The organism is Pseudomonas sp. WS 5027, from assembly GCF_012985695.1.
Lineage (GTDB): Bacteria > Pseudomonadota > Gammaproteobacteria > Pseudomonadales > Pseudomonadaceae > Aquipseudomonas > Aquipseudomonas hygromyciniae.
Genome location: NZ_JAAQWU010000011.1, coordinates 74585 through 95519 on the forward strand (window position 1 = coordinate 74585; position 20935 = coordinate 95519).

At 61.4% G+C, this 20935-nt stretch carries 12 protein-coding genes; 4 read left to right on the top strand and 8 right to left on the bottom strand.

Going from position 1 to position 20935, the window contains the following annotated elements:
* Positions 1 to 32: 32 nt before the first annotated feature.
* The gene (locus HBO09_RS15005) at positions 33 to 1106 is read right to left on the bottom strand and encodes an AI-2E family transporter (RefSeq protein ID WP_169993340.1); all 1074 of its coding nucleotides are present in this window, start codon (positions 1104 to 1106) and stop codon (positions 33 to 35) included.
* A gap of 43 nt (positions 1107 to 1149) precedes the next feature.
* A complete protein-coding gene (locus HBO09_RS15010) occupies positions 1150 to 2208 on the bottom strand; it encodes a DUF2066 domain-containing protein (RefSeq protein ID WP_169993342.1) in 1059 nt (352 codons plus the stop codon).
* Between the two features lie 359 nt (positions 2209 to 2567).
* Here HBO09_RS15010 and purM point away from each other — a divergent pair, with 359 nt between their 5' ends.
* From purM to HBO09_RS15030, 4 genes are all read left to right on the top strand, one after another.
* On the top strand, positions 2568 to 3626 hold the full coding sequence (purM, locus tag HBO09_RS15015) for a phosphoribosylformylglycinamidine cyclo-ligase (protein ID WP_032857036.1): 1059 nt from the start codon (positions 2568 to 2570) through the stop codon (positions 3624 to 3626).
* On the top strand, positions 3626 to 4276 hold the full coding sequence (gene purN, locus HBO09_RS15020) for a phosphoribosylglycinamide formyltransferase (RefSeq protein ID WP_169993344.1): 651 nt from the start codon (positions 3626 to 3628) through the stop codon (positions 4274 to 4276). The genes purM and purN overlap by 1 nt, the downstream gene beginning before the upstream one ends.
* A gap of 8 nt (positions 4277 to 4284) precedes the next feature.
* Positions 4285 to 4998 (top strand): DUF3108 domain-containing protein, encoded by a 714-nt coding sequence (locus HBO09_RS15025; protein ID WP_169993346.1) that lies wholly within the window; start codon positions 4285 to 4287, stop codon positions 4996 to 4998.
* 346 nt (positions 4999 to 5344) lie between these two features.
* Complete coding sequence (locus HBO09_RS15030; RefSeq protein ID WP_029292397.1) at positions 5345 to 5533, top strand: hypothetical protein; 189 nt, start codon at positions 5345 to 5347, stop codon at positions 5531 to 5533.
* A 197-nt stretch (positions 5534 to 5730) separates the two neighbouring features.
* Here the strand turns inward: HBO09_RS15030 and HBO09_RS15035 are convergent, their stop codons facing one another.
* The 6 genes from HBO09_RS15035 to HBO09_RS15060 form a co-directional block, all read right to left on the bottom strand.
* The gene (locus HBO09_RS15035; protein ID WP_169993347.1) at positions 5731 to 6276 is read right to left on the bottom strand and encodes a DUF2058 domain-containing protein; all 546 of its coding nucleotides are present in this window, start codon (positions 6274 to 6276) and stop codon (positions 5731 to 5733) included.
* A gap of 25 nt (positions 6277 to 6301) precedes the next feature.
* A complete protein-coding gene (gene mazG / locus HBO09_RS15040) occupies positions 6302 to 7135 on the bottom strand; it encodes a nucleoside triphosphate pyrophosphohydrolase (protein ID WP_133714205.1) in 834 nt (277 codons plus the stop codon).
* 151 nt (positions 7136 to 7286) lie between these two features.
* Complete coding sequence (gene relA / locus HBO09_RS15045) at positions 7287 to 9530, bottom strand: GTP diphosphokinase (RefSeq protein ID WP_169956980.1); 2244 nt, start codon at positions 9528 to 9530, stop codon at positions 7287 to 7289.
* 120 nt (positions 9531 to 9650) lie between these two features.
* Entirely contained in the window at positions 9651 to 11003 is a 1353-nt protein-coding gene (gene rlmD, locus HBO09_RS15050; RefSeq protein WP_169993349.1) for a 23S rRNA (uracil(1939)-C(5))-methyltransferase RlmD, read from the bottom strand.
* Entirely contained in the window at positions 11003 to 11905 is a 903-nt protein-coding gene (gene cysM / locus HBO09_RS15055; protein ID WP_169993351.1) for a cysteine synthase CysM, read from the bottom strand. Before cysM ends, rlmD begins: the two co-directional genes overlap by 1 nt.
* 333 nt (positions 11906 to 12238) lie before the next feature.
* Positions 12239 to 20854, bottom strand: coding sequence for a retention module-containing protein (locus tag HBO09_RS15060; RefSeq protein ID WP_169993353.1), 8616 nt, complete (start codon positions 20852 to 20854; stop codon positions 12239 to 12241).
* Between the last annotated feature and the right edge of the window lie 81 nt (positions 20855 to 20935).

A 20935-nucleotide genomic window follows, 5' to 3' on the forward strand; every position in this document is an offset into this window, starting at 1 on the left:
AACCCGGCCTTGAGCCGGGTTTGTGATCAGCCTTACAACTGAGGGTCATCGGCGCCCGTATAGACGTCCGAATCCTTGTACACATCGTGCACATGGCGCACCAGCACCATGATCACCGCCGCCACCGGCAACGCCAGCAGGATGCCGGTAAAGCCGAACAGCTCGCCGCCCGCCAGGATCGCAAAGATCACGGCCACCGGATGCAGGCCGATACGATCGCCCACCAGCAACGGCGTCAACACCATGCCTTCCAGCGCCTGACCAACCATGAACACCGCGACAATCCCCAGCATCGGGTACAAGTCGCCGCCAAACTGGAACAGGCCGGCCACCAGCGCCGCGCCAATCCCGATGACAAAACCCATGTACGGCACAATCGCCGCCAGGCCGGCAATCATGCCGATCAACAGGCCGAGTTCCAGGCCAATCGCCATTAGCCCGCCAGCGTAGATAATCCCCAACGCCACCATCACCAACAACTGTCCGCGAACGAAAGCGCCCAGCACCTCATGGCACTCCTCGGCCAGGGATACGATGCGCTCCTCGCTATCGCGGGGCAGCAGGCTACGGATCTTGGCGATCATGATGTCCCAGTCACGCAGCAAGTAGAACGCCACCACCGGGATCAACACCAGGTTGGTCAGCCAGCCGATCAATGCCAGGCTGGAGGCCGTGGCCTGACTGAGGATGACCCCGACGATATCGGTGGTCTGCCCCATATGCTCGCTGATCGCGGCCTTGACCTTGTCGAACTTCCAGAAGCCATCGGCCAGGCCCAGCTTGGACTGCGCCCAGGGCATGGCCGTGTGTTGCAGCCAGTCGAGCATCTGCGGTGCCAGTTCATACAGGCGGATCATCTGCTTGGCCAGCATCGGCACCAACACCAGCAGCAACGCCATGACGATCAGGGTAAACAGCGCAAATACCGCCACTACGCCCCAGGTTCGCGACAAGCCGGCCTTTTCCAGGCGATCCACCACTGGATCGAACAGATAGGCCAACAGCAAGGCGACCAGGAACGGCGTCAGGATCGAATGCAGCAAGAACACAAAGACGCACAGCAGAACAATCCCGCCAAGCCACACCCAACGACGCGTATCCGCCATAAACCACTCCATCTGTCAGTTGCTTCTATATAAGGAAGAACATTTACCAACGAAAACGCAGTTGCGGCTCAGGCTCGACCGGTGGCACTGGCGCAGGTGAAGCCCCTTCGGCCACCGGCGGCTGCACAGGCTGCGGCGCAAGCGCCTCGCCGGCTGGCACCTCCTGCAGCTTGGCCAGGCTCAACTGGCTGCGCAGTTGTTCGCTGCTGCCGTTGACCCGATAGACGATCCGATCACCATCCACCCGCTGCAACTGCGCACCAAAAGGCTCCAGCAGGTGACCGAGGGCGGCGTAGCGCTCCAGGGTCATGCCTTGCACTTGCAGCAACTGCTCGCTGGACACCCCGGCTTTTACCGCAAAACGGGGAGCAAGACGCTCACTGACCGCCAGCAAAACGGCATCGGCCAGGGCAGCCGTGTCGGCGCCCTGTACGGTGCCCTGCTCGGCTTTGTCACCTAGCCACAGGCGCCATTTGGCTTGCCATTGGCCCGCCTCTTCACGGGCATGCACCGCCAGCAGGGCGTCGGCGCCATAACGCTCGGAGGCCGAACGCAGGGGCGCGGGATCTGCACTTTCAAGATTCGGGGCGGTGGCAACGATCTGTTCATCGAGGTCACCCAGTGGCAGGCGCAACGGCAAGCCGCGATGCTGGGCGGCACGGCGCAGCGGTTCGGCAGCCGACTGGCCATCACCCACCAGGCTGCTGCCCTCGGTGGAGTCGCTCAGCCACCAGCCAAGGATCGACGGCCGATTGTTGCCCCACAACGCCAGACCGGCATCGCGCAGGGCGCGGTCGGTGCTGACCGGGTCGAAATCCACTTGCAGGCTTTCTGGTGGGCCCGCGTCGTAGCCGTACTGGCTGATGATCTGTTGCGGATCCTTGCGAATCGCTGCCAGGCCTGGGCCCTCGGCGGCCTTGGCGTCGCCGGTCAGGCGGATCACCAGGGTCTGCAGGGCACGCTGGGTGGCTTGTTCGCGCTCTTGCGGCGCCTGGCTGCTGACAGGCTCCAGTACTTGATAGAGGCCATTGAGGGTTTCGGCATGACTCGCCAGGCTGACCAACGACAAACAGCCGACAAAAAAGTATCTACTCAGACCCATGAAAAAAGATTCCCGAACGACAAAAAAGCGGCTGGAACAGGCCGCGTGAAGAAGGTTAAGCAAGGCTGTGACCACAGCAACCGGCAAAACATTCACAAGGCCCCGGTAAGTTTTCGTACTGTCATAACGATAGCGGGTTAAAGGCTATACCTTAATACAGGCGATCGCGGCGCCGATTAAGGTTTTTTTAGCACCATATGCCTCTGCCCGTCGGCCCGAGGATGGCCGCTGCCCCTCAAGCCTGATAAAATCGCGCGCCTTCGCAGACCGTCAACGGCTGGGCCGTCCTGAAGTGTTCAACTTCCGTACCCCCACCGCATCGGTCGTTACCCCTGAATCCCCCCCTAAAGGCCTGGATCATGAGCAAGCAACCCTCCCTGAGCTACAAGGACGCCGGTGTAGACATCGACGCCGGTGAAGCATTGGTCGAACGCATCAAGAGCGTCGCCAAGCGCACTGCGCGCCCCGAAGTCATGGGCGGCCTGGGCGGTTTCGGCGCCCTCTGCGAGATCCCGGCCGGCTACAAGCAGCCTGTGCTGGTCTCCGGCACCGACGGCGTGGGCACCAAGCTGCGCCTGGCGCTGAACCTGAACAAGCACGACACCATCGGCATCGACCTGGTCGCCATGTGCGTCAACGACCTCGTAGTGTGCGGCGCCGAGCCGCTGTTCTTCCTTGATTACTACGCCACCGGCAAGCTGAACGTGGAGACCGCTGCACAAGTGGTCACCGGTATCGGCGCCGGCTGCGAACTGTCGGGTTGCTCCCTGGTCGGCGGCGAAACCGCTGAAATGCCGGGCATGTACGAAGGCGAAGACTACGACCTGGCTGGTTTCTGCGTCGGCGTCGTGGAAAAAGCCGAGATCATCGACGGTTCCAAGGTTGCCGCTGGCGACGCCCTGCTGGCCCTGCCATCGTCCGGCCCGCATTCCAACGGCTACTCGCTGATCCGCAAGATCATCGAAGTGTCCGGCGCCGACATCGAAAACACCCAGCTCGACGGCAAGCCGTTGACCGACCTGCTGATGGCCCCGACCCGCATCTACGTCAAGCCATTGCTCAAGCTGATCAAGGACACTGGCGCAGTCAAGGCCATGGCCCACATCACCGGTGGCGGCCTGCTGGACAACATCCCGCGCGTGCTGCCAAAAGGCGCCCAGGCCATCGTCGACGTAGCCAGCTGGCAGCGCCCGGCGGTCTTCGACTGGCTGCAAGAGAAAGGCAACGTCAATGAAACCGAGATGCACCGCGTGCTGAACTGCGGCGTGGGCATGGTCATCTGCGTAGCTCAAGAGCACGTGGAAACCGCGCTGAACGTACTGCGTGAAGCCGGCGAGCAGCCATGGGTGATCGGCCAGATCGCCACCGCTGCCGAAGGTGCGGCCCAGGTTGAACTGAAGAACCTCAAGGCTCACTGATGCCAGCAACCTGTGATGTCGTGGTGCTGCTCTCCGGCACCGGCAGTAACTTGCAGGCCCTGATCGATAGCACGCGCACCGGCGATAGCCCGGTGCGCATCGCTGCGGTGATTTCCAACCGCAGCGACGCCTACGGCCTGCAACGCGCCCAGGATGCAGGTATCGATACCCGCTCCCTGGATCACAAGGCGTTCGACGGTCGCGAGGCCTTCGATGCAGCCTTGATCGAACTGATCGACGCCTTCAATCCCAAGCTTGTGGTCCTCGCCGGTTTCATGCGCATTCTCAGCGCTGGCTTCGTGCGCCATTACCAGGGGCGCCTGCTGAATATTCACCCTTCCCTGCTGCCCAAATACAAAGGGTTACATACCCACCAACGCGCCCTAGAGGCCGGAGATACAGAGCATGGCTGCAGCGTGCACTTTGTCACCGAGGAACTCGATGGCGGGCCTCTGGTCGTACAGGCAGTAGTTCCGGTAGAGTCTGCGGACTCAGCGCAGAGCCTTGCGCAACGGGTTCACACCCAGGAACACAGGATTTACCCGCTGGCGGTTCGCTGGTTTGCCGAAGGACGTTTGGTGCTCGGTGAACAAGGTGCATTGTTGGACGGCCAGTTACTTGCGGCCAGCGGCCACTTGATTCGTACCTAGGAGATTTTATGCGTCGTGCCCTGCTCTTCGCTTTTGCTCTGCTTGCCCTGCCTACCGTGCACGCGGCAGATCTTCAGCCTTTCTCCGCCAGCTACACCGCCGACTGGAAGCAGTTGCCCATGAGCGGCCAGGCCTCCCGTAGCCTGGAAAGTACCGGCAACGGCGTCTGGAAGCTCAGCTTCAAGGCTTCGATGATGATCGCCAGCCTGACCGAAGAAAGCACCCTGACGCTGGACAAGGACACCCTGCTGCCCCAGTCCTACCACTTTGAACGGGGTGGCCTTGGCAAAGCCAAGAAGGCCGACCTGGACTTCGACTGGACCGCCAAGATGGTCACCGGCACCGATCGCGGCGACGCGGTCAAGATCCCGCTGAACCGCGGTATGGTCGATAAATCCACCTACCAGTTGGCCCTGCAGCATGACGTAGCGGCCGGCAAGAAAACCATGAGCTACCAGGTCGTGGATGACGGCGAAGTCGAGACCTATGACTTCCGCGTACTGGCTACCGAGAAAGTCGACACCAAGGCCGGCAAGATCGACGCCATCAAGGTTGAGCGCGTGCGCGACCCGACACAAAGCAAGCGCACCACGGTGATGTGGTTTGCCAAGGACTGGGACTACCTGCTGGTTCGCCTGCAACAGGTCGAAACCGACGGCAAGGAATACAACATCATGCTGTTGGACGGTACGGTCAATGGCAAGGTTGTGAAAGGCAGCTGATCGCTGATTGATTGAAAGAGCCTCGCTAAATGCGGGGCTTTTTTTCGCCTGGAATTTGTCGCGGGGCGACTGGCGTCATCGCAGGCAAGCCAGCTCCCACGGGTGAGCACTTGCGATGGCGGCGGGATACCCAACACAAGGCCAAAGCCTGATTCGAACATGAAACTTTTGTCATAAACCCCTTGCCCCTGCGACGCAATATCGCGGTTTACGGGGCCTGGAGCATTGTTGCGGCTGCTGCAATGAATTGTTGCGCGCAAAGTCAGTTTACTTAGCAAGCTAACAAAACATATAACAAAGGCCTGCGACGCCTTGCCGCAGATCAACCAGAGACTGGAGCAAGCAGATGACAGTAAAAGTAACTGAACGCGACGATGCCCATATGTCCCACGAGGCCCTGGCCCACGGCATTCATATCTGGGATGTGCATCAACAAGACCTGCTGGTCGGTATGTTTCACAACGAGTGCGACGCCCACAATTATAAAAACGAGCTCGAAACCCTCGAAATGAAACGCCAGGCATCCAGCTCCTGACTCACCGGAGTGCTATGGGCCGCTCTGCGGCTATGTGTGGCGAGCGGGCTTGCCCCGCGCTGGGCTACGAAGCAGGCCCAATAAGGCCACCGCGATCTTTAAGATGCAACGGTGGGATCAGGTTTTGGGGCCGCTTCGCAGCCCAGCGTGGGGCAAGCCCGCTTGCCACAATAGCCCCGCTTACAACCGCAAGGCTGTTACCACATCAGATCATCAGGGATCTGGTAAGCGGCGTACGGATCATCCTCATCCGGCACCTGGGTATCGGTGAGGATGTTGAGCTGGATGATGCGCTCAGGCGCACGCTCCTGGATTTTCAGCGCAGCCTCCCGTGGAATCACCTCGTAACCGCCGCCATGGTGGACAATCGCCAACGAACCGTTGCTCAGCTTGTTGCGCATCAAGGTGTTGACCGACAGGCGCTTGACCTTCTTGTCGTCAACAAAGTTGTAGTAGTCCTCGGTGGTCAACTTGGGCAGGCGCGAGGTCTCGATCAATTGCTTGACCTGCGCGGCACGGGCCTTGGCCTCGACCTTTTCCTGCTGCTGACGGTTGAGCTCCTGGTCGCGCTTGACCTTCTCGGCCTGCGCTTCCAGGGCCAGGCGCTGCTGGGTGTCGTCGGCCTGGGCCTGGCCTTTGTGAACCAGGCGCTGCTGCTTCTGCTTGTCTTTGCCGACCTGCTTGGCCTGCTTCTGATTGACCAGGCCTGCTTTGAGCAACTGGTCGCGAAGGGAAATGCTCATGGTGCTTACTCACTTAGGCAACTGCTCAACCGCAGTTGGACACATTCTTTTCCTGGCGTTTGGCTTCACCCCACAGGGCGTCCAACTCTTCGAGGGTGCAATCTTCCATGGGACGGTGGGTGTCGCGCAATGCCTGTTCGATAAATCGGAATCGCCTTTCGAATTTGGCATTGGCACCGCGCAGGGCGGTTTCCGGGTCCACCTTGAGGTGCCGGGCCAGGTTGACCGCCGCAAACAGCAGGTCACCGACTTCATCGGCAATCGCTGCCGGGTCATTGTCGGCCATGGCTTCGAGCACCTCATCAAGCTCTTCACGCACGTTATCCACCACCGGTAACGCCGCTGGCCAGTCAAAGCCTACCTGGCTCGCGCGTTTTTGCAATTTGGCCGCACGGGACAGGGACGGCAAAGCGCTGGGTACATCATCGAGCAGGGACAGTTGCTGCGGGGCCTGGGACTTTTCTGCGCGCTCCTCGGCCTTGATTTGCTCCCAGCGCTCCTTGACCTGCTCTTCGCTTAACTGAGGAACATCCAGCGGCGCATACAAGTCGCCGGTGGGGAACACATGGGGATGCCGGCGAATCAGCTTGCGGGTGATGCTGTCCACCACCCCGGCGAACTCGAAGCGCCCTTCTTCCCGGGCCAGTTGGCTGTAATACACCACCTGGAACAACAGGTCGCCCAACTCGCCCTGCAGATGATCAAAATCCCCGCGCTCGATGGCGTCGGCGACTTCGTAGGCTTCTTCCAGGGTGTGGGGCACGATGCTGGCGTAGGTTTGCTTGATGTCCCACGGGCAACCATATTGCGGGTCGCGCAGACGGTTCATCAGGTGCAGCAGGTCTTCAAGTGAATACATCGGTCAATCTCTGTTCGGGGAGCGCTGAGGATCAAATGTGGGAGCGGGCTTGCTCGCGATGGCGTTGTGTCAGTCGCCGAATATATTGACTGATCCACCGCTTTCGCGAGCAAGCCCGCTCCCACATTTTAGACCGCGCTCATCCAGCGATTTATGGCGTGCGGTTACGCCGCGTCTCGATGATGTTCGGCAACTGGGAGATACGCCCCAGCAACCGCCCCAACGCGTCCAGCCCCGGAATCTCGATGGTCAGGGACATCAACGCCGTGTTGTCCTCCTTGTTCGAGCGGGTATTGACTGCCAGTACGTTGATCCGCTCATTGAGCAGCACTTGCGAAACGTCCCGCAGCAGACCCGAGCGGTCGTAGGCACGGATGATGATGTCCACCGGGTAGGTGAGCACCGGCACCGGCCCCCAACTGACCTGGATGATCCGCTCCGGCTCACGCCCGCCCAACTGCAGCACCGAGGCGCAGTCCTGGCGGTGAATGCTCACCCCACGGCCCTGGGTGATGTAGCCGACGATGGCATCGCCCGGCAACGGCTGGCAGCAGCCGGCCATCTGGGTCATCAGGTTGCCTACGCCCTGGATCTGGATATCGCCGCGCTTGCCCGGCTTGTAGCCGGTGGCCTTGCGTGGGATCAGTTCCAGTTGCTCGCTGCCGCGTTCCGGCTCTACCAGTTGCTGGGCCAGGTTGACCAATTGCGCCAGGCGCAAGTCGCCGGCACCGAGGGCGGCGAACATGTCTTCGGCAATCTTCATGTTGGCTTTTTCGGCCAACTTGTCGAAATCCACCTGGGGCAGACCCAAGCGACCCAGCTCGCGTTCGAGCAACGTCTTGCCGGCGGCGACGTTCTGGTCCCGCGCCTGCAGCTTGAACCAGTGGACAATCTTCGCCCGCGCCCGCGACGTGGTGATGTAGCCCAGGTTCGGGTTCAGCCAGTCGCGGCTCGGCGTGCCGTGCTTGCTGGTGATGATCTCGACCTGCTCACCGGTCTGCAGGCTGTAGTTGAGCGGCACGATGCGCCCGTTGATCTTGGCGCCACGGCAGTTATGGCCGATCTCGGTGTGCACGCGGTAGGCGAAGTCCAGCGGCGTCGCGCCCTTGGGCAGGTCGATGGCGTGGCCGTCGGGGGTAAAGATGTAGACCCGGTCGGGCTCGATATCCACCCGCAGTTGCTCAGCCAGGCCGCCGATATCGCCCAGCTCTTCGTGCCATTCCAGCACTTGGCGCAGCCAGGAGATTTTCTCTTCGTACTGGTTGGAGCCGGCCTTGACGTCGGTGCCCTTGTAGCGCCAGTGCGCGCAAACCCCCAGCTCGGCTTCTTCGTGCATGGCGTGGGTACGGATCTGCACTTCCAGCACCTTGCCCTCGGGGCCGATCACCGCGGTGTGCAGCGAGCGGTAGCCGTTTTCCTTGGGGTTGGCGATGTAGTCGTCGAACTCCTTGGGAATGTGCCGCCACAGCGTATGGACGATACCCAGCGCGGTGTAGCAGTCGCGCATTTCCGGCACCAACACGCGCACGGCGCGCACGTCATAGATCTGGCTGAAGGCCAGGCCTTTGCGCTGCATTTTGCGCCAGATCGAATAGATGTGTTTGGCCCGGCCGCTGATATCGGCTTCGACACCGGTGGCCTGCAACTCCGAGCGCAACTGGCCCATCACATCGCTGATAAAGCGCTCACGGTCCAGCCGCCGCTCATGCAGCAAGGTAGCGATCTGTTTGTATTGATCGGGTTCGAGGTAGCGGAAGGACAGGTCCTCCAGCTCCCACTTGATATGGCCGATCCCCAGGCGGTGAGCCAGGGGCGCGTAGATATCGAAGACCTCACGGGCGACGCGGTTGCGCTTTTCGTCGTCGGCGGTTTTCACCGCACGGATCGCGCAAGTGCGCTCGGCCAGCTTGATCAGCGCGACGCGTACGTCGTCGACCATCGCCACCAGCATCTTGCGCAGGTTTTCTACCTGGCCCTGGGTGCCGAGCACCATCGACTGGCGCGGGCTGAGGCTGGCGCTGATCGCAGCCATGCGCAGCACGCCGTCGATCAGCTTGGCCACCACCGCGCCGAACCGCTGGCTGACCAGTGGCAACGCAATATGCCCTTCGCGCACACCGCGATAGAGCACCGCGGCGATCAGCGAATCCTGGTCCAGCTTGAGGTCGGCGAGGATCTCGGCGATTTCAAGCCCAGTACGAAAACTGGATGTTCCTTCGGCCCAGAGGTTCTTGGCCGCATTGTCTTGCTGTTCTGCCTCGCGAGCGAACTCGCAGGCGGCTTTCAAGGCTTCACGGTCCAGTGCCGGATCGACACTGATGGCATGATCCAGCCATGCCTCGAGATTGATACTGCCGTCGGTGTTGATCGGCTGGTGTGCTCTCACCTGTACCATCTTGCTTACCTTCCCTACGACGCGCCTGTAGCGCGTCAAAATCGCTGACCCTTGTAACGCGAACTCCCTGGCAGGTCACAGGCCCTGGAGAACGCAGGCCAGTCGGACTAAGCGAGCATCCTAGCTCGCTTCAAATAACGCCATCGCCTCGACATGCGCGGTTTGCGGAAACATATCGAGGATCCCGGCACGTTTTAGCCGGTAGCCTTGCTTGACCAACTCGACAGTGTCCCGCGCCAGCGTGGCTGGATTGCAGGACACATACACCAGGCGATCAGCCCCCAGAGTGGCGAGCTTGCGCACAACCTCCAGGGCACCATCGCGGGGTGGGTCCAAGAGTACCGCACAAAAGCCTGCTTTGGCCCATTGCGCATCACTCAAAGGCTGGGACAAATCGGCCTGAAAAAACTGCACATTATGCAAATTATTGCTATCGGCGTTCAGGGCTGCACGGTCCACCATGGCCTGCACCCCCTCTACCGCGACCACTTCACGCACCTGGCGGGCCAGGGGCAAGGCAAAGTTGCCCAGGCCACAAAACAGGTCCAGCACCCGTTCGTCGGAACGGGGCGCCAGCCAATCCAGCGCCTGGGCAACCATCGCTTCGTTGACCCCGGCGTTGACCTGCACAAAATCCCCAGGCCGGTAAGCCAAGTCCAAGTCCCACTGCTGCAGACGATAGCCCAGGCCCGGCCCAGCCGCGAACGGCTGCGGCTCGCCCTCGCCATGCAGCCACAACTGGGCATCATGGAAGGCACAGAATTCTTGCAGCACCACCAGGTCGGCGTCCGACAACGGCGCCATATGCCGCAGCAACACCGCAATCGATGAGCCGCTGAACAACTCCACATGCCCCAGGGCCTGAGGTTTGCTCAGGCGCCGCAACATGTTGGGCAGGCGCTGCATGATCGGTTGCAAGGCCTGTACCAGCACCGGGCAATCATCGATGGCCACGATGTCCTGGCTGGCCACGGCGCGAAAGCCAACGTCCAGGCGCTTGGCCTTGACGTCATAGCGCACGGCCACCCGGGCCCGGCGGCGATAGCCGAACTCGGGCCCGCTCAACGGCGCTGCCCATTCCTGGGGCTCGACCCCGACAACACGGGACAATTGCTCGGCGAGCATGCGCTGTTTCAGGGCAAGCTGTTCGTCATGGGGCAAGTGTTGCAAGCTGCAACCGCCACAACGGCCGGCATGGGCGCACGGCGCCGGGCGACGCAGTTCGCTGGCCTTGAACACCCGCTCGGTGCGGGCCTCGACCACTTTGCCATGGGCACCCAGCACCCGCGCCTCGACCTCTTCGCCGGCCAGGGCACCCACGACAAACCAGGTGCGGCCTTCGAAAAACACGATCCCCCGGCCATCATTGGCCAGGCGCTCGATGGTCAGGCGCTGTTTTTTACCGACCGGGATTTGTGGCGCCCGATTACCGCCCGTTGGCTGGAAACGCAGGCCTCGCTCTTGCTTGGCCATCAGTTGGGCGCGTCGAAAATGCCGGTCGACAGGTAGCGGTCGCCTCGGTCACAGATGATCGCGACGATAACTGCGTTTTCCAGTTCTGCAGACAAGCGCAACATTCCCGCCACGGCGCCGCCGGAGGACACACCGCAGAAGATGCCTTCTTCACGGGCCAGGCGACGGGTGGTGTCTTCGGCTTCACGCTGGGCCATGTCGAGGATGCGATCGACACGGGCGGCGTTGTAGATCTTTGGCAGATACTCTTCGGGCCAGCGGCGGATCCCGGGAATCGCCGCGCCTTCCATCGGTTGCAGGCCAACGATCTGGATCGCCGGATTCTGCTCCTTGAGGTAGCGCGAGTTGCCCATGATGGTGCCGGTGGTGCCCATGGAGCTGACGAAATGGGTGATGGTGCCCTGGGTCTGGCGCCAGATTTCCGGGCCGGTGCTGGTGTAGTGCGCTTCCGGGTTGTCACCGTTGGCGAACTGATCCAGGACCTGGCCACGGCCTTCGGCGGCCATGCGCTCGGCGAGATCGCGCGCGCCTTCCATGCCTTCTTCCGGGGTGACCAGCAACAGCTCGGCACCATAGGCGGTCATCGCCGCCTTGCGCTCGGCGCTGCCGTTGTCGGGCATGATCAAGATCATCTTGTAGCCCTTGATCGCCGCGGCCATGGCCAGGGCAATCCCGGTATTGCCGGAGGTGGCTTCGATCAGGGTGTCGCCGGGCTTGATCTGCCCACGTAACTCGGCGCGGGTGATCATCGACAACGCCGGACGGTCCTTGACCGAGCCCGCCGGGTTATTACCCTCGAGCTTGAGCAGCAAGGTATTGCTGGTGTTACCCGCCATGCGTTGCAAGCGGACCAGAGGTGTATTGCCGACGCAATCGGCGATGGTTGGGTACTGCAAGGTCATGGCGTATTCGCAATCCAGACTGCGGGGGCGCCTATCATACCGGCAAACGCTGGCGGGCCATATCACGCAAAGTGTGGTGCTTATAACTCAACGAGCTAAAGCCCAAGGCTGTCGGTGGCCAGGGGCGTTGTGGCTAGGGGCTGTTGTGGAAGAGGGGCTGTTGTGGCGAGGGGGCTTGTCCCCCGCTGGGCTGCGCAGCAGCCCCAAAACCTGCACCCTCGGTTAATCTGACACACCTCGGTGATCTTATTGGGGCTGCTGCGCAGCCCAGCGGGGGACAAGCCCCCTCGCCACAACAGCCCTTCTACCTGAGCAGCTCCTTGGTCGCAGGGGTTACACGGTATCCACCTTCAACGAATGATCGTTGAGCATCCCGTTAATGATGGTCGCCGTGTCTGCCCCACTCGCAATCAAGCCACCCGCCCCCGGTGTCACACCGTATTGGGTCGCCAGGTTGACGCCGGCCAGGTCGATGGTCTGGTTCGGCGTGGCACCTGCAACGGCGCTGATGTCGATGGTGGTCGTACCGCCCACCACCTTGAAGTGCAGGTAGTCATCCAGGGACGCCGTCGTCGCATTCTCCCCTTGCAGCAATTGCGACAGGTCGAGCTTGTCGGTGCCCACGGCAAAGTCGGTGATGACATCGTGCCCACTGCCGCCGGTCAGGTATTGGAAGGTATCGGCACCCGCGCCGCCGGTCAGGGTGTTGTTGCCCGGACCACCGATCAGGATGTCATCGCCGCCCTCGCCCTTGAGGGTGTCATTGCCCAACCCGCCCGAAATAAGGTTGTTGTTGCCGTTGCCGGTGAGGAAGTCGTTGAAGTTGGAACCGATCAGGTTCTCCAGGGCCGTCAATGTATCGGTCCCGGCGCCCCCCGTGACTTGCCCTCCCACCGTGCCAAGGTTGACGGTCACCCCCGACGTGGCATTGGCATAACTCACTGTATCGATGCCCGCGCCACCATCGAGCAGGTCATTGCCGATGCCGCTGAACAGCAGGTCATTGCCATTGCCGCCGTGCATCTCGTTGTTGCCATTGCCAGCACTCAGTACATCATTGCCATCGCCGCCATTGAGGATGTTGTTACCGGGCCCGGCCATGAGGATGTCATCACCGTTGGTACCGGTAAGGGTGGTGCCGGCCTGGTAGGTGATATCTACGGCGGCGCTGTCGCTGCCGCCGTGGTTATCGCTGACCGAGTAGTTACCGTGGTAGTCCGGCGTGTAGTCCTGGGCGCCGGCGTAGTTGACGGTCATGGTCAACTGGTAGCGTTCGAAAATAGTGGAATTGCCTGGGGTATTGGGGATGTTGGTGAGGTGGATCTGGTAATCGCCCGTGGCGCCCGCGACAAAGGTGCCGTTATCAAGGATGGGGATCTCAGCGCCACCATTGAAGGAGTACGCCATGACCATGCGTGTATCCGACAGGTTATGGCTCAGGTTCAGGGTTTCCCCCTGATGCAGGGTGACATTGATGCGGTCTTCATCATTGTTGTTGCTGGCACTGACAGTGCCCAGGTAGCCGGTGACCAGCAGCACAGCCGTCGTGCTCGAGATGCTCGCGAAGGCATTACGCACATCCGCCAGCTTCTGGTTCGCAGGGGTGTCACCAACACTACTGAAATCCCGACTTCCGCTCCCCGTAAAGCTGCCACCCTTAACCATCCAGCCAGTGGCAAAACTGGTGGGGATAGGCGTCAGGTTGTCATGGTTGGCATCGCTGTCATTGGCCAGCAGCAACTGCGCAGGTACCACAATGTTGCCCGACAGGATATTGGTGATCACATGATCATCACCAGCCACCGGTGCCGCGTTGGGATTGACCTTGACCACCAGGCTGGAGGTCGCGAGATCGCCGTCGTTGTCGCTGACGGTCACCCCGAAGGTTTCGGTAATCAACGAGCCTGTCAACTTCGGCGGCGTGTAGCGGAATTCGCCGTTGTCCATGTCCACCACCAGCGTGCCGCCCTGGTTGGTGGTGATGGTGACACTGTTGCTGACGGTGTCGAACGTGCCGTGTCCGCCTGGCAGGTTGGCACTCATCGAGCCCCCCGCCGCCGGGTTGTAGGTGTAGGTGATGCCGTCCACCGTGAGGGATTTGACGAAGCCGCCATCGGCACCGAACGTGCCATCCGTCAGCAGGCTCCCCGTGACTGGCGCGCCCTGCACCGTGCCGGCCAGCACCGCATCCAGGCCCGCCAGGTTGGCCACCACCACCGCATTGGTGTTGGTGTGGGTGCTGCCGTCGTAGGCCACCGGGTCCAGGTAAATGCTGTTGACGCCCGCGCCCAGGCCAATGGCATAGGCCTTGATGCCATTGGCATCAAGGAAGGCCCGCCATACGCCTTCTTCAGTGGCATCGATACCGTCGCCGTACTCCGGGTTGACCACGTTGCCAGGGTTGTTCGGGTTATTGGTGTTGGACGTGGTGGGGTTACCGTCCGAGAAGAAATACGCCACGTTTTGCGCACCTTCCAGCTTGCCGGCGGTGCCATAGGCGGTCTGCGCGGTGCCCAGGGCCGAGTCGTAGTTGGTGCCATTAAACGCAGTGAGGCCGTTGACCAGGGTCTTGGCCGTGGCGACGCTGACCCATTGGCTGCTCAGTTGTTGCGAGCTGTCGTTGAAGGTCACGATCTGCACCTTCACGTCGCCCATATCGTCATAGCGGTTAAGCAACTCGACAATGGACGCCTTGGCCAGGTCGAGCCGTGTACCGCCGGCCCCTGAGGGGTCATTCATGCTGCCGGAAATGTCGATGATCAGCAGCAGGTTGGAATCCACCTCCGTCGCCGTGACCTCACGCGTGCTGGACACCACGCTGGGCACGTCGTCGACAATACTCACCACGATGTTGCTGGTGGTGGTATTGCCCAGTTGGTCAGTGACCTTGTAGACAAAGGTATCGGTGAGGGTATTCGGCCCGTCATTGGCGTTAGGCGTGGTTTTCGGCGCCGACGTCAGGGTGTAGGTGTAGGTGCCATTGGCGTTGAGCAGGATCTGCCCATAGCTGCCAGTAGCGCTGCCGACCAGGCTGAAACTCAACGGGCCAGTGCCGCCGGATGTCGAGTCGGCGAGGTTACCGCTGGCGGTTTCCGTGGTCGCCGTAGGATCGCTGCCGACCACGGTGCCTGGCGCCAGGTCCTGGCCGTCCAGGCTCAGGTCCAGGGCTTTTTCGTAGACCGTGACATCACCGTCAGTCAGCGCTTTCAAGCCGCTGTCGGTCACGGTGATGGTCAGGGTCGTGGTGCTGACGTCACCGTCGGCATCGCGCACGGTATACACGAACGTATCCACGGCCCCCGGTGGAGTCACCGAGTTGGGATAGCTGTGGTACACAGCGTTGCCGTTCGCATCCAGGGTCAGGTAGCCGAAAGCACCGTTGATATTGCTGCCCAGGCCGCCACTGGCCGGGGTGCCGATGTTGCTCCCCGCCCGCACTCCGACCACCGCACCAGCCAGCGAGGGGCTGTCGGCGCCGCCTACGTCATTACTCAACACATTGGCGCTGACCACACCGCCTTCTACCACCGTACGCACATCAGGGTTGGCAGTCGGCAGATCGTCGATGATGTTGATATCGATCGTGCCCGTCGCCGTATTGGTATCGTAATCGCTGGCCGTGACCGTGATCTGTTCGGGCAGGCTGTTACTGCCGTTGGCATCAGGGTGCGTTTCATTGTCGAGCAAGGTGTAGCGGTAGCTGACCACCCCGGTGTTGGGGTCGTAGCCAGTCACAACAAAGTTGTTGCCCAACGCAGTACCTTCCGACAACGGGAAGGTAGCAACCACGCCATTGGTCACCACGTTCAGGCCGCCGACAGTCAGGGTTTTCAAACCGTCCAGGGCCGTCACGGTGAAGGTACCGGTCTGGGTCAGCGAGGGGATGTTCGGGTTGGAACCATCGATCAGGTTTTTTTCAAAGACGGTCAACTCACCGCCGGTGAGATCCAGGCCGGTCAGCACTACCGGGTCGTTGTTGTTATGCACCTGTAGCACCAGCTTGGCGGTGCTGGTATCGCCGTCGCTGTCGTTCAGCTGATAGGTGAACGTCTCGGTGCCATTCCCCCCGCCGTGAAGGGCGACAAATTGTGGGTCGGTCTTGTCCAGGGTGTAGGTGTAGCTGCCATCGGCAAACAATTGCAGTGTGCCGTAAGTACCGACAATGGTGTTCGGTGTGACGGGCCCGGTGGCGATCCGATCCGCGCCTTGGACGTCATTGCCCAGCACGCTGCCAGTCAGGGTGAGCTGGCTTTCAGAGGCCACGCCGCCGGGGTTGTCGTCGAAAGCCTTTGGCACATCGTCGACCACATTGACGTCCAACGTGCCCGTAGCGCCGCTGTTGTTGCTGTCGGTGGCAGTCACCGTGAACGACTCGCTGATGCTATTGGTGCCTGCGCCGGTTGGGTGGCTATCAGTGCCGTTGAGGGTGTAGCTGTAGCTGATCACGCCAGTGCTGGCGTTGTAGCCGGTGATGGTCAGGGTGTTGCCGAAACCGGTGGGTTCCGATTGCGGGAAAGTCGCGGCGACGCCGTTGGTGACGACGCTGATGCCGCCGACAGTCAGGTTCTTCAGGCCATCCAGTGCGGTCACGGTGAAGGTGCCAGATTGGGTCAATGCAGGCCCATCGTTGGCGCTGCCCAACGGCAGGTTTTTCTCGTAGACGGTGACTTCGCCGCCGTTTACTTCCAGGCCGGTCAGCACCACTGGGTCGTCGTTGTTATGCACCTGCAAGACGAGGTTGGCGGTGCTGGTATCGCCGTCGCTGTCGTTCAGTTGATAGGTGAAGGTTTCAGTGCCGCTGCCACCACCATTCAGCGCCATGAACTGCGGATCAGTCTTGTCCAGGGTGTAGGTGTAGCTGCCATCGGCAAACAATTGCAGGGTGCCGTAGATACCAACAATCGTATTTGGCGTGACGGGCCCGGTGGCGACCCGATCAGCACCTTGCACATCGTTGCCCAGCACGCTGCCGGTCAGGGTGAGCTGGCTTTCAGAGGCCACGCCGCCGGGGTTGTCGTCGAAGGCTTTTGGCACGTCATCAACCACATTGACGTCCAACGAACCATTGGCGCTGCTGTTGTTGCTGTCAGTGGCGACCACCGCGAACGACTCACTGATGCTGTTGGCATCCGCGCCAGTTGGGTGGCTATCAGTGCCGTTGAGCGTGTAGCTATAGCTGATTACACCGGTGCTGGCGTTGTAGCCAGTAATGGTCAGTGTGTTACCGAAGCCAGTAGGTTCCGATTGCGGGAAAGTCGCGGCGACGCCATTGGTGACGACGCTGATACCGCCGACAGTCAGGGTTTTCAGGCCGTCCAATGCGGTCACGGTAAAGGTGCCGGATTGGGTCAACGCAGGCCCATCGTTGGCGCTGCCCAACGGCAGGTTTTTCTCGTAGACGGTGACTTCGCCGCCGTTTACTTCCAGGCCGGTCAGTACCACTGGGTCGTCGTTGTTGTGCACCTGCAAAACGAGGTTGGCGGTGCTGGTATCGCCGTCGCTGTCGTTCAGTTGGTAGGTGAAGGTTTCAGTGCCGCTGCCACCGCCATTCAAGGCCATGAACTGCGGATCAGTCTTGTCGAGGGTGTAGACGTAACTGCCATCGGCGAAGAGCTGCAAGGTGCCATAAGTACCGACAATGGTGTTCGGCGTGACGGGACCGGTGGCGACTCGATCAGCACCTTGCACATCGTTGCCCAGCACGCTGCCAGTCAGGGTGAGCTGGCTTTCAGAGGCCACGCCGCCGGGGTTGTCGTCGAAGGCTTTTGGCACATCGTCGACCACATTGACGTCCAACGTGCCCGTAGCGCCGCTGTTGTTACTGTCAGTGGCGACCACCGCGAATGACTCACTGATGCTGTTGGCATCCGCGCCAGTTGGGTGGCTATCAGTGCCGTTGAGCGTGTAGCTATAGCTGATCACGCCAGTGCTGGCGTTGTAGCCGGTGATGGTCAGTGTGTTACCGAAGCCAGTAGGTTCCGATTGCGGGAAAGTCGCGGCGACGCCATTGGTGACGACGCTGATACCGCCCACAGTCAGGGTTTTCAGGCCATCCAATGCGGTCACGGTAAAGGTGCCAGATTGGGTCAACGCAGGCCCATCGTTGGCGCTGCCCAGCGGCAGGTTTTTCTCGTAGACGGTGACTTCGCCGCCGTTTACTTCCAGGCCGGTCAGCACCACTGGGTCGTCGTTGTTATGCACCTGCAAGACGAGGTTCGCGGTGCTGGTATCGCCGTCGCTGTCGTTCAGTTGGTAGGTGAAGGTTTCAGTGCCGCTGCCACCGCCATTCAGGGCCATGAACTGCGGATCAGTCTTGTCCAGGGTGTAGGTGTAGCTGCCATCGGCAAACAATTGCAGGGTGCCGTAGGTACCGACGATGGTGTTCGGCGTGACGGGACCGGTGGCGACCCGATCAGCACCTTGCACATCGTTGCCCAGCACGCTGCCGGCCAGGGTGAGCTGGCTTTCAGAGGCCACGCCGCCAGGGTTGTCGTCGAAAGCCTTTGGCACATCGTCGACCACATTGACGTCCAACGTGCCCGTAGCGCCGCTGTTGTTGCTGTCGGTGGCAGTCACCGTGAACGACTCGCTGATGCTATTGGTGCCTGCGCCGGTTGGGTGGCTATCAGTGCCGTTGAGGGTGTAGCTGTAGCTGATCACGCCAGTGCTGGCGTTGTAGCCAGTAATGGTCAGGGTGTTGCCGAAGCCAGTAGGTTCCGATTGCGGGAAAGTCGCGGCGACGCCATTGGTGACGACGCTGATACCGCCCACAGTCAGGTTTTTCAGGCCATCCAGTGCGGTCACGGTAAAGGTGCCGGATTGGGTCAAGGCTGGCCCATCGTTGGCGCTGCCCAACGGCAGGTTTTTCTCGTAGACGGTGACTTCGCCGCCGTTTACTTCCAGGCCGGTCAGCACCACAGGGTCGTCGTTGTTATGCACCTGCAAGACAAGGTTGGCGGTGCTGGTATCGCCGTCGGCATCCGTCAGGGTGTAGGTAAACGTCTCAGTGCCACTCCCGCCACCGTGCAGTGCCTGGAAGTCGCTATCGGCGGTGTTCAGCGTGTACACATAAGTGCCATTCGCCGCCAATTCCAGCGTGCCGTAGAGCCCAGTGAAGGACCCGGGCGTAACCGGCCCGGACGCCACTCGATCAGCGCCTTGCACATCATTGGTCAACACCGTGCCGCTGAGGGTCAACAGGCTTTCAGACGCCACTTGCGCATTGCTGTCATCGGCAGCGGTCGGTACGTCGTCCACCACACTGATATGCAGCGTGCTGGTGGCCGTGCTGTTGTTGGTATCACTGGCGATCACGCTGAAGCTTTCGGTCAGCTCATTGACCCCCGCCGCCGTTGGATGCGCCTCGGTGCCGGTCAAGGTGTAGCTGTAGCTGATTACTCCGGTGGCCGGGTCAAAACCGGTGATGGTCAGGGTATTGCCCAGGCCGGTGGCGATCGATTGCGGGAAGCCGGCGGCAACACCACCGGACACCACGCTGATACCGCCCACGGACAGGTTCTGCAAGCCGTCCGCTGCCGCCACGGTCAGGCTGCCAGTGCGGGTCAGCGCGTTAGCGTCGGGGCTGCTGCCGTCCACCAGGTTTTTTTCATAGAGCGTCAGGTCGGCGCCGTTGATGCTGATGCCACCGATCACCACCGGATCGTCGTTGTTATGGACCTGCAGCACCAGGTTGGCGGTGCTGCTGTCGCCATCGGCGTCGGTCAGGGTGTAGGTGAAGGTTTCCGTGCCATTGCCACCGCCCTGCAGCGCGACGAAATCGGGGTCAGCGGTGTTCAGCGTGTAGGTGTAGCTGCCATCGGCAGCCAGGACCAGGGTGCCATATTGGCCGCTGAAGGTACCGCCGACGATGGGGCCAGTGGCGATACGGTCCGCCCCCTGGGTGTCGTTGTCCAATACGTTGCCGCTGAGGGTCAACAGGCTTTCCGAAGCGCTGCCCTCATGGCTGTCATCCAGCGCCTTGGGCACGTCATCGATCACGGTGATATCCAGGGAGCCGGTGGCGGTGTCGTTATCGCTATCGGTGGCGACTACCGCAAATTGCTCGCCCAGGCTGTTGGTGCCGCCACCTGACGGATGGGCCTCATTGCCGGTCAAGGTATAGCTGTAGCTGATCACCCCGGTGGCCGCGTTGTAGCCGGTGATGCTCAGGGTGTTGCCCAGCCCGGTGGTAATCGTCTGTGGGAAGCTGCTGACCACTCCGCCGCTGACCACGCTGATGCCGCCCACGGTCAGGCTTTGCAGGCCATCGGGTGCCGAGACGTTGAAGGTGCCGCTTTGCACCAGCGCCGCCGGATTGCTGGCCGAGCCTTGGGCAAGATTGGCCTCGTTGAGTGTCAACTCACCACCCTCGACCTCCAGCCCACCCAGGCTCACCGGGTTGTCGGGTGGCACCACCACCGGCTGGCCGTTGCCGGTATCCGGCTGGCCGGCGACCTGGAACAACGGAAACTCAGGAATCCCGCCAAAGCCCGCCGTCGGAAAGCCGATGACCGGCTCCACGCGCCCGGCAACTTCGGTCAGCAGCACAAAGGAGTGCCCACCGCCCAACTCACCCGCTGCCGTACTGCCGGTCTGGCCGGCGGCGGTGGCCTCCGCGGTCTGGGTCGGGTCGACACCGGCTGCAATGGCTTTTTGCAGCTGCTGCACATCGGTCAATTGCGCCTGGCTTGGTGCAAGATCTTCCGAGGCGTGAACCTGCGGCGCGTGGCCGGCCAGCAATTGCGGGGAAAGGTCCAGGCTGCTGTCGCGGCCCAGGGTCAGCTCATGGCCGTTGGTCAGTTTCACCGCCACCGCACCCGCCGCGCCGGTCTGCAGTTGCTCGCCGGCAAACAGTCGGTCGCCTTCGACCAGGCTTCGGCGGCTACCATCTCCCGCCACGGCAAAGACTTCCCCAACCACCTTGCTGACAACACCGATTGACTTGGCCATGTGCTTATCTCCCTGTCCGACCCCAGTAGTCGGCACCTCGGTTACGTGCACAAGTGCGGTGGAACGGGTGGTCCGGAGGTG

Bases quoted from the DNA above. Each gene is read 5' to 3' on its own strand.
- cysM (WP_169993351.1), bottom strand. From the start codon at position 11,905: ATGACCTTGCAGTACCCAACCATCGCCGATTGCGTCGGCAATACACCT.
- relA (WP_169956980.1), bottom strand. From the start codon at position 9,530: ATGGTACAGGTGAGAGCACACCAGCCGATCAACACCGACGGCAGTATC.
- HBO09_RS15025 (WP_169993346.1), top strand. From the start codon at position 4,285: ATGCGTCGTGCCCTGCTCTTCGCTTTTGCTCTGCTTGCCCTGCCTACC.
- HBO09_RS15005 (WP_169993340.1), bottom strand. From the start codon at position 1,106: ATGGCGGATACGCGTCGTTGGGTGTGGCTTGGCGGGATTGTTCTGCTG.
- mazG (WP_133714205.1), bottom strand. From the start codon at position 7,135: ATGTATTCACTTGAAGACCTGCTGCACCTGATGAACCGTCTGCGCGAC.
- HBO09_RS15035 (WP_169993347.1), bottom strand. From the start codon at position 6,276: ATGAGCATTTCCCTTCGCGACCAGTTGCTCAAAGCAGGCCTGGTCAAT.
- HBO09_RS15010 (WP_169993342.1), bottom strand. From the start codon at position 2,208: ATGGGTCTGAGTAGATACTTTTTTGTCGGCTGTTTGTCGTTGGTCAGC.
- rlmD (WP_169993349.1), bottom strand. From the start codon at position 11,003: ATGGCCAAGCAAGAGCGAGGCCTGCGTTTCCAGCCAACGGGCGGTAAT.
- HBO09_RS15060 (WP_169993353.1), bottom strand. From the start codon at position 20,854: ATGGCCAAGTCAATCGGTGTTGTCAGCAAGGTGGTTGGGGAAGTCTTT.
- purN (WP_169993344.1), top strand. From the start codon at position 3,626: ATGCCAGCAACCTGTGATGTCGTGGTGCTGCTCTCCGGCACCGGCAGT.
- purM (WP_032857036.1), top strand. From the start codon at position 2,568: ATGAGCAAGCAACCCTCCCTGAGCTACAAGGACGCCGGTGTAGACATC.
- HBO09_RS15030 (WP_029292397.1), top strand. From the start codon at position 5,345: ATGACAGTAAAAGTAACTGAACGCGACGATGCCCATATGTCCCACGAG.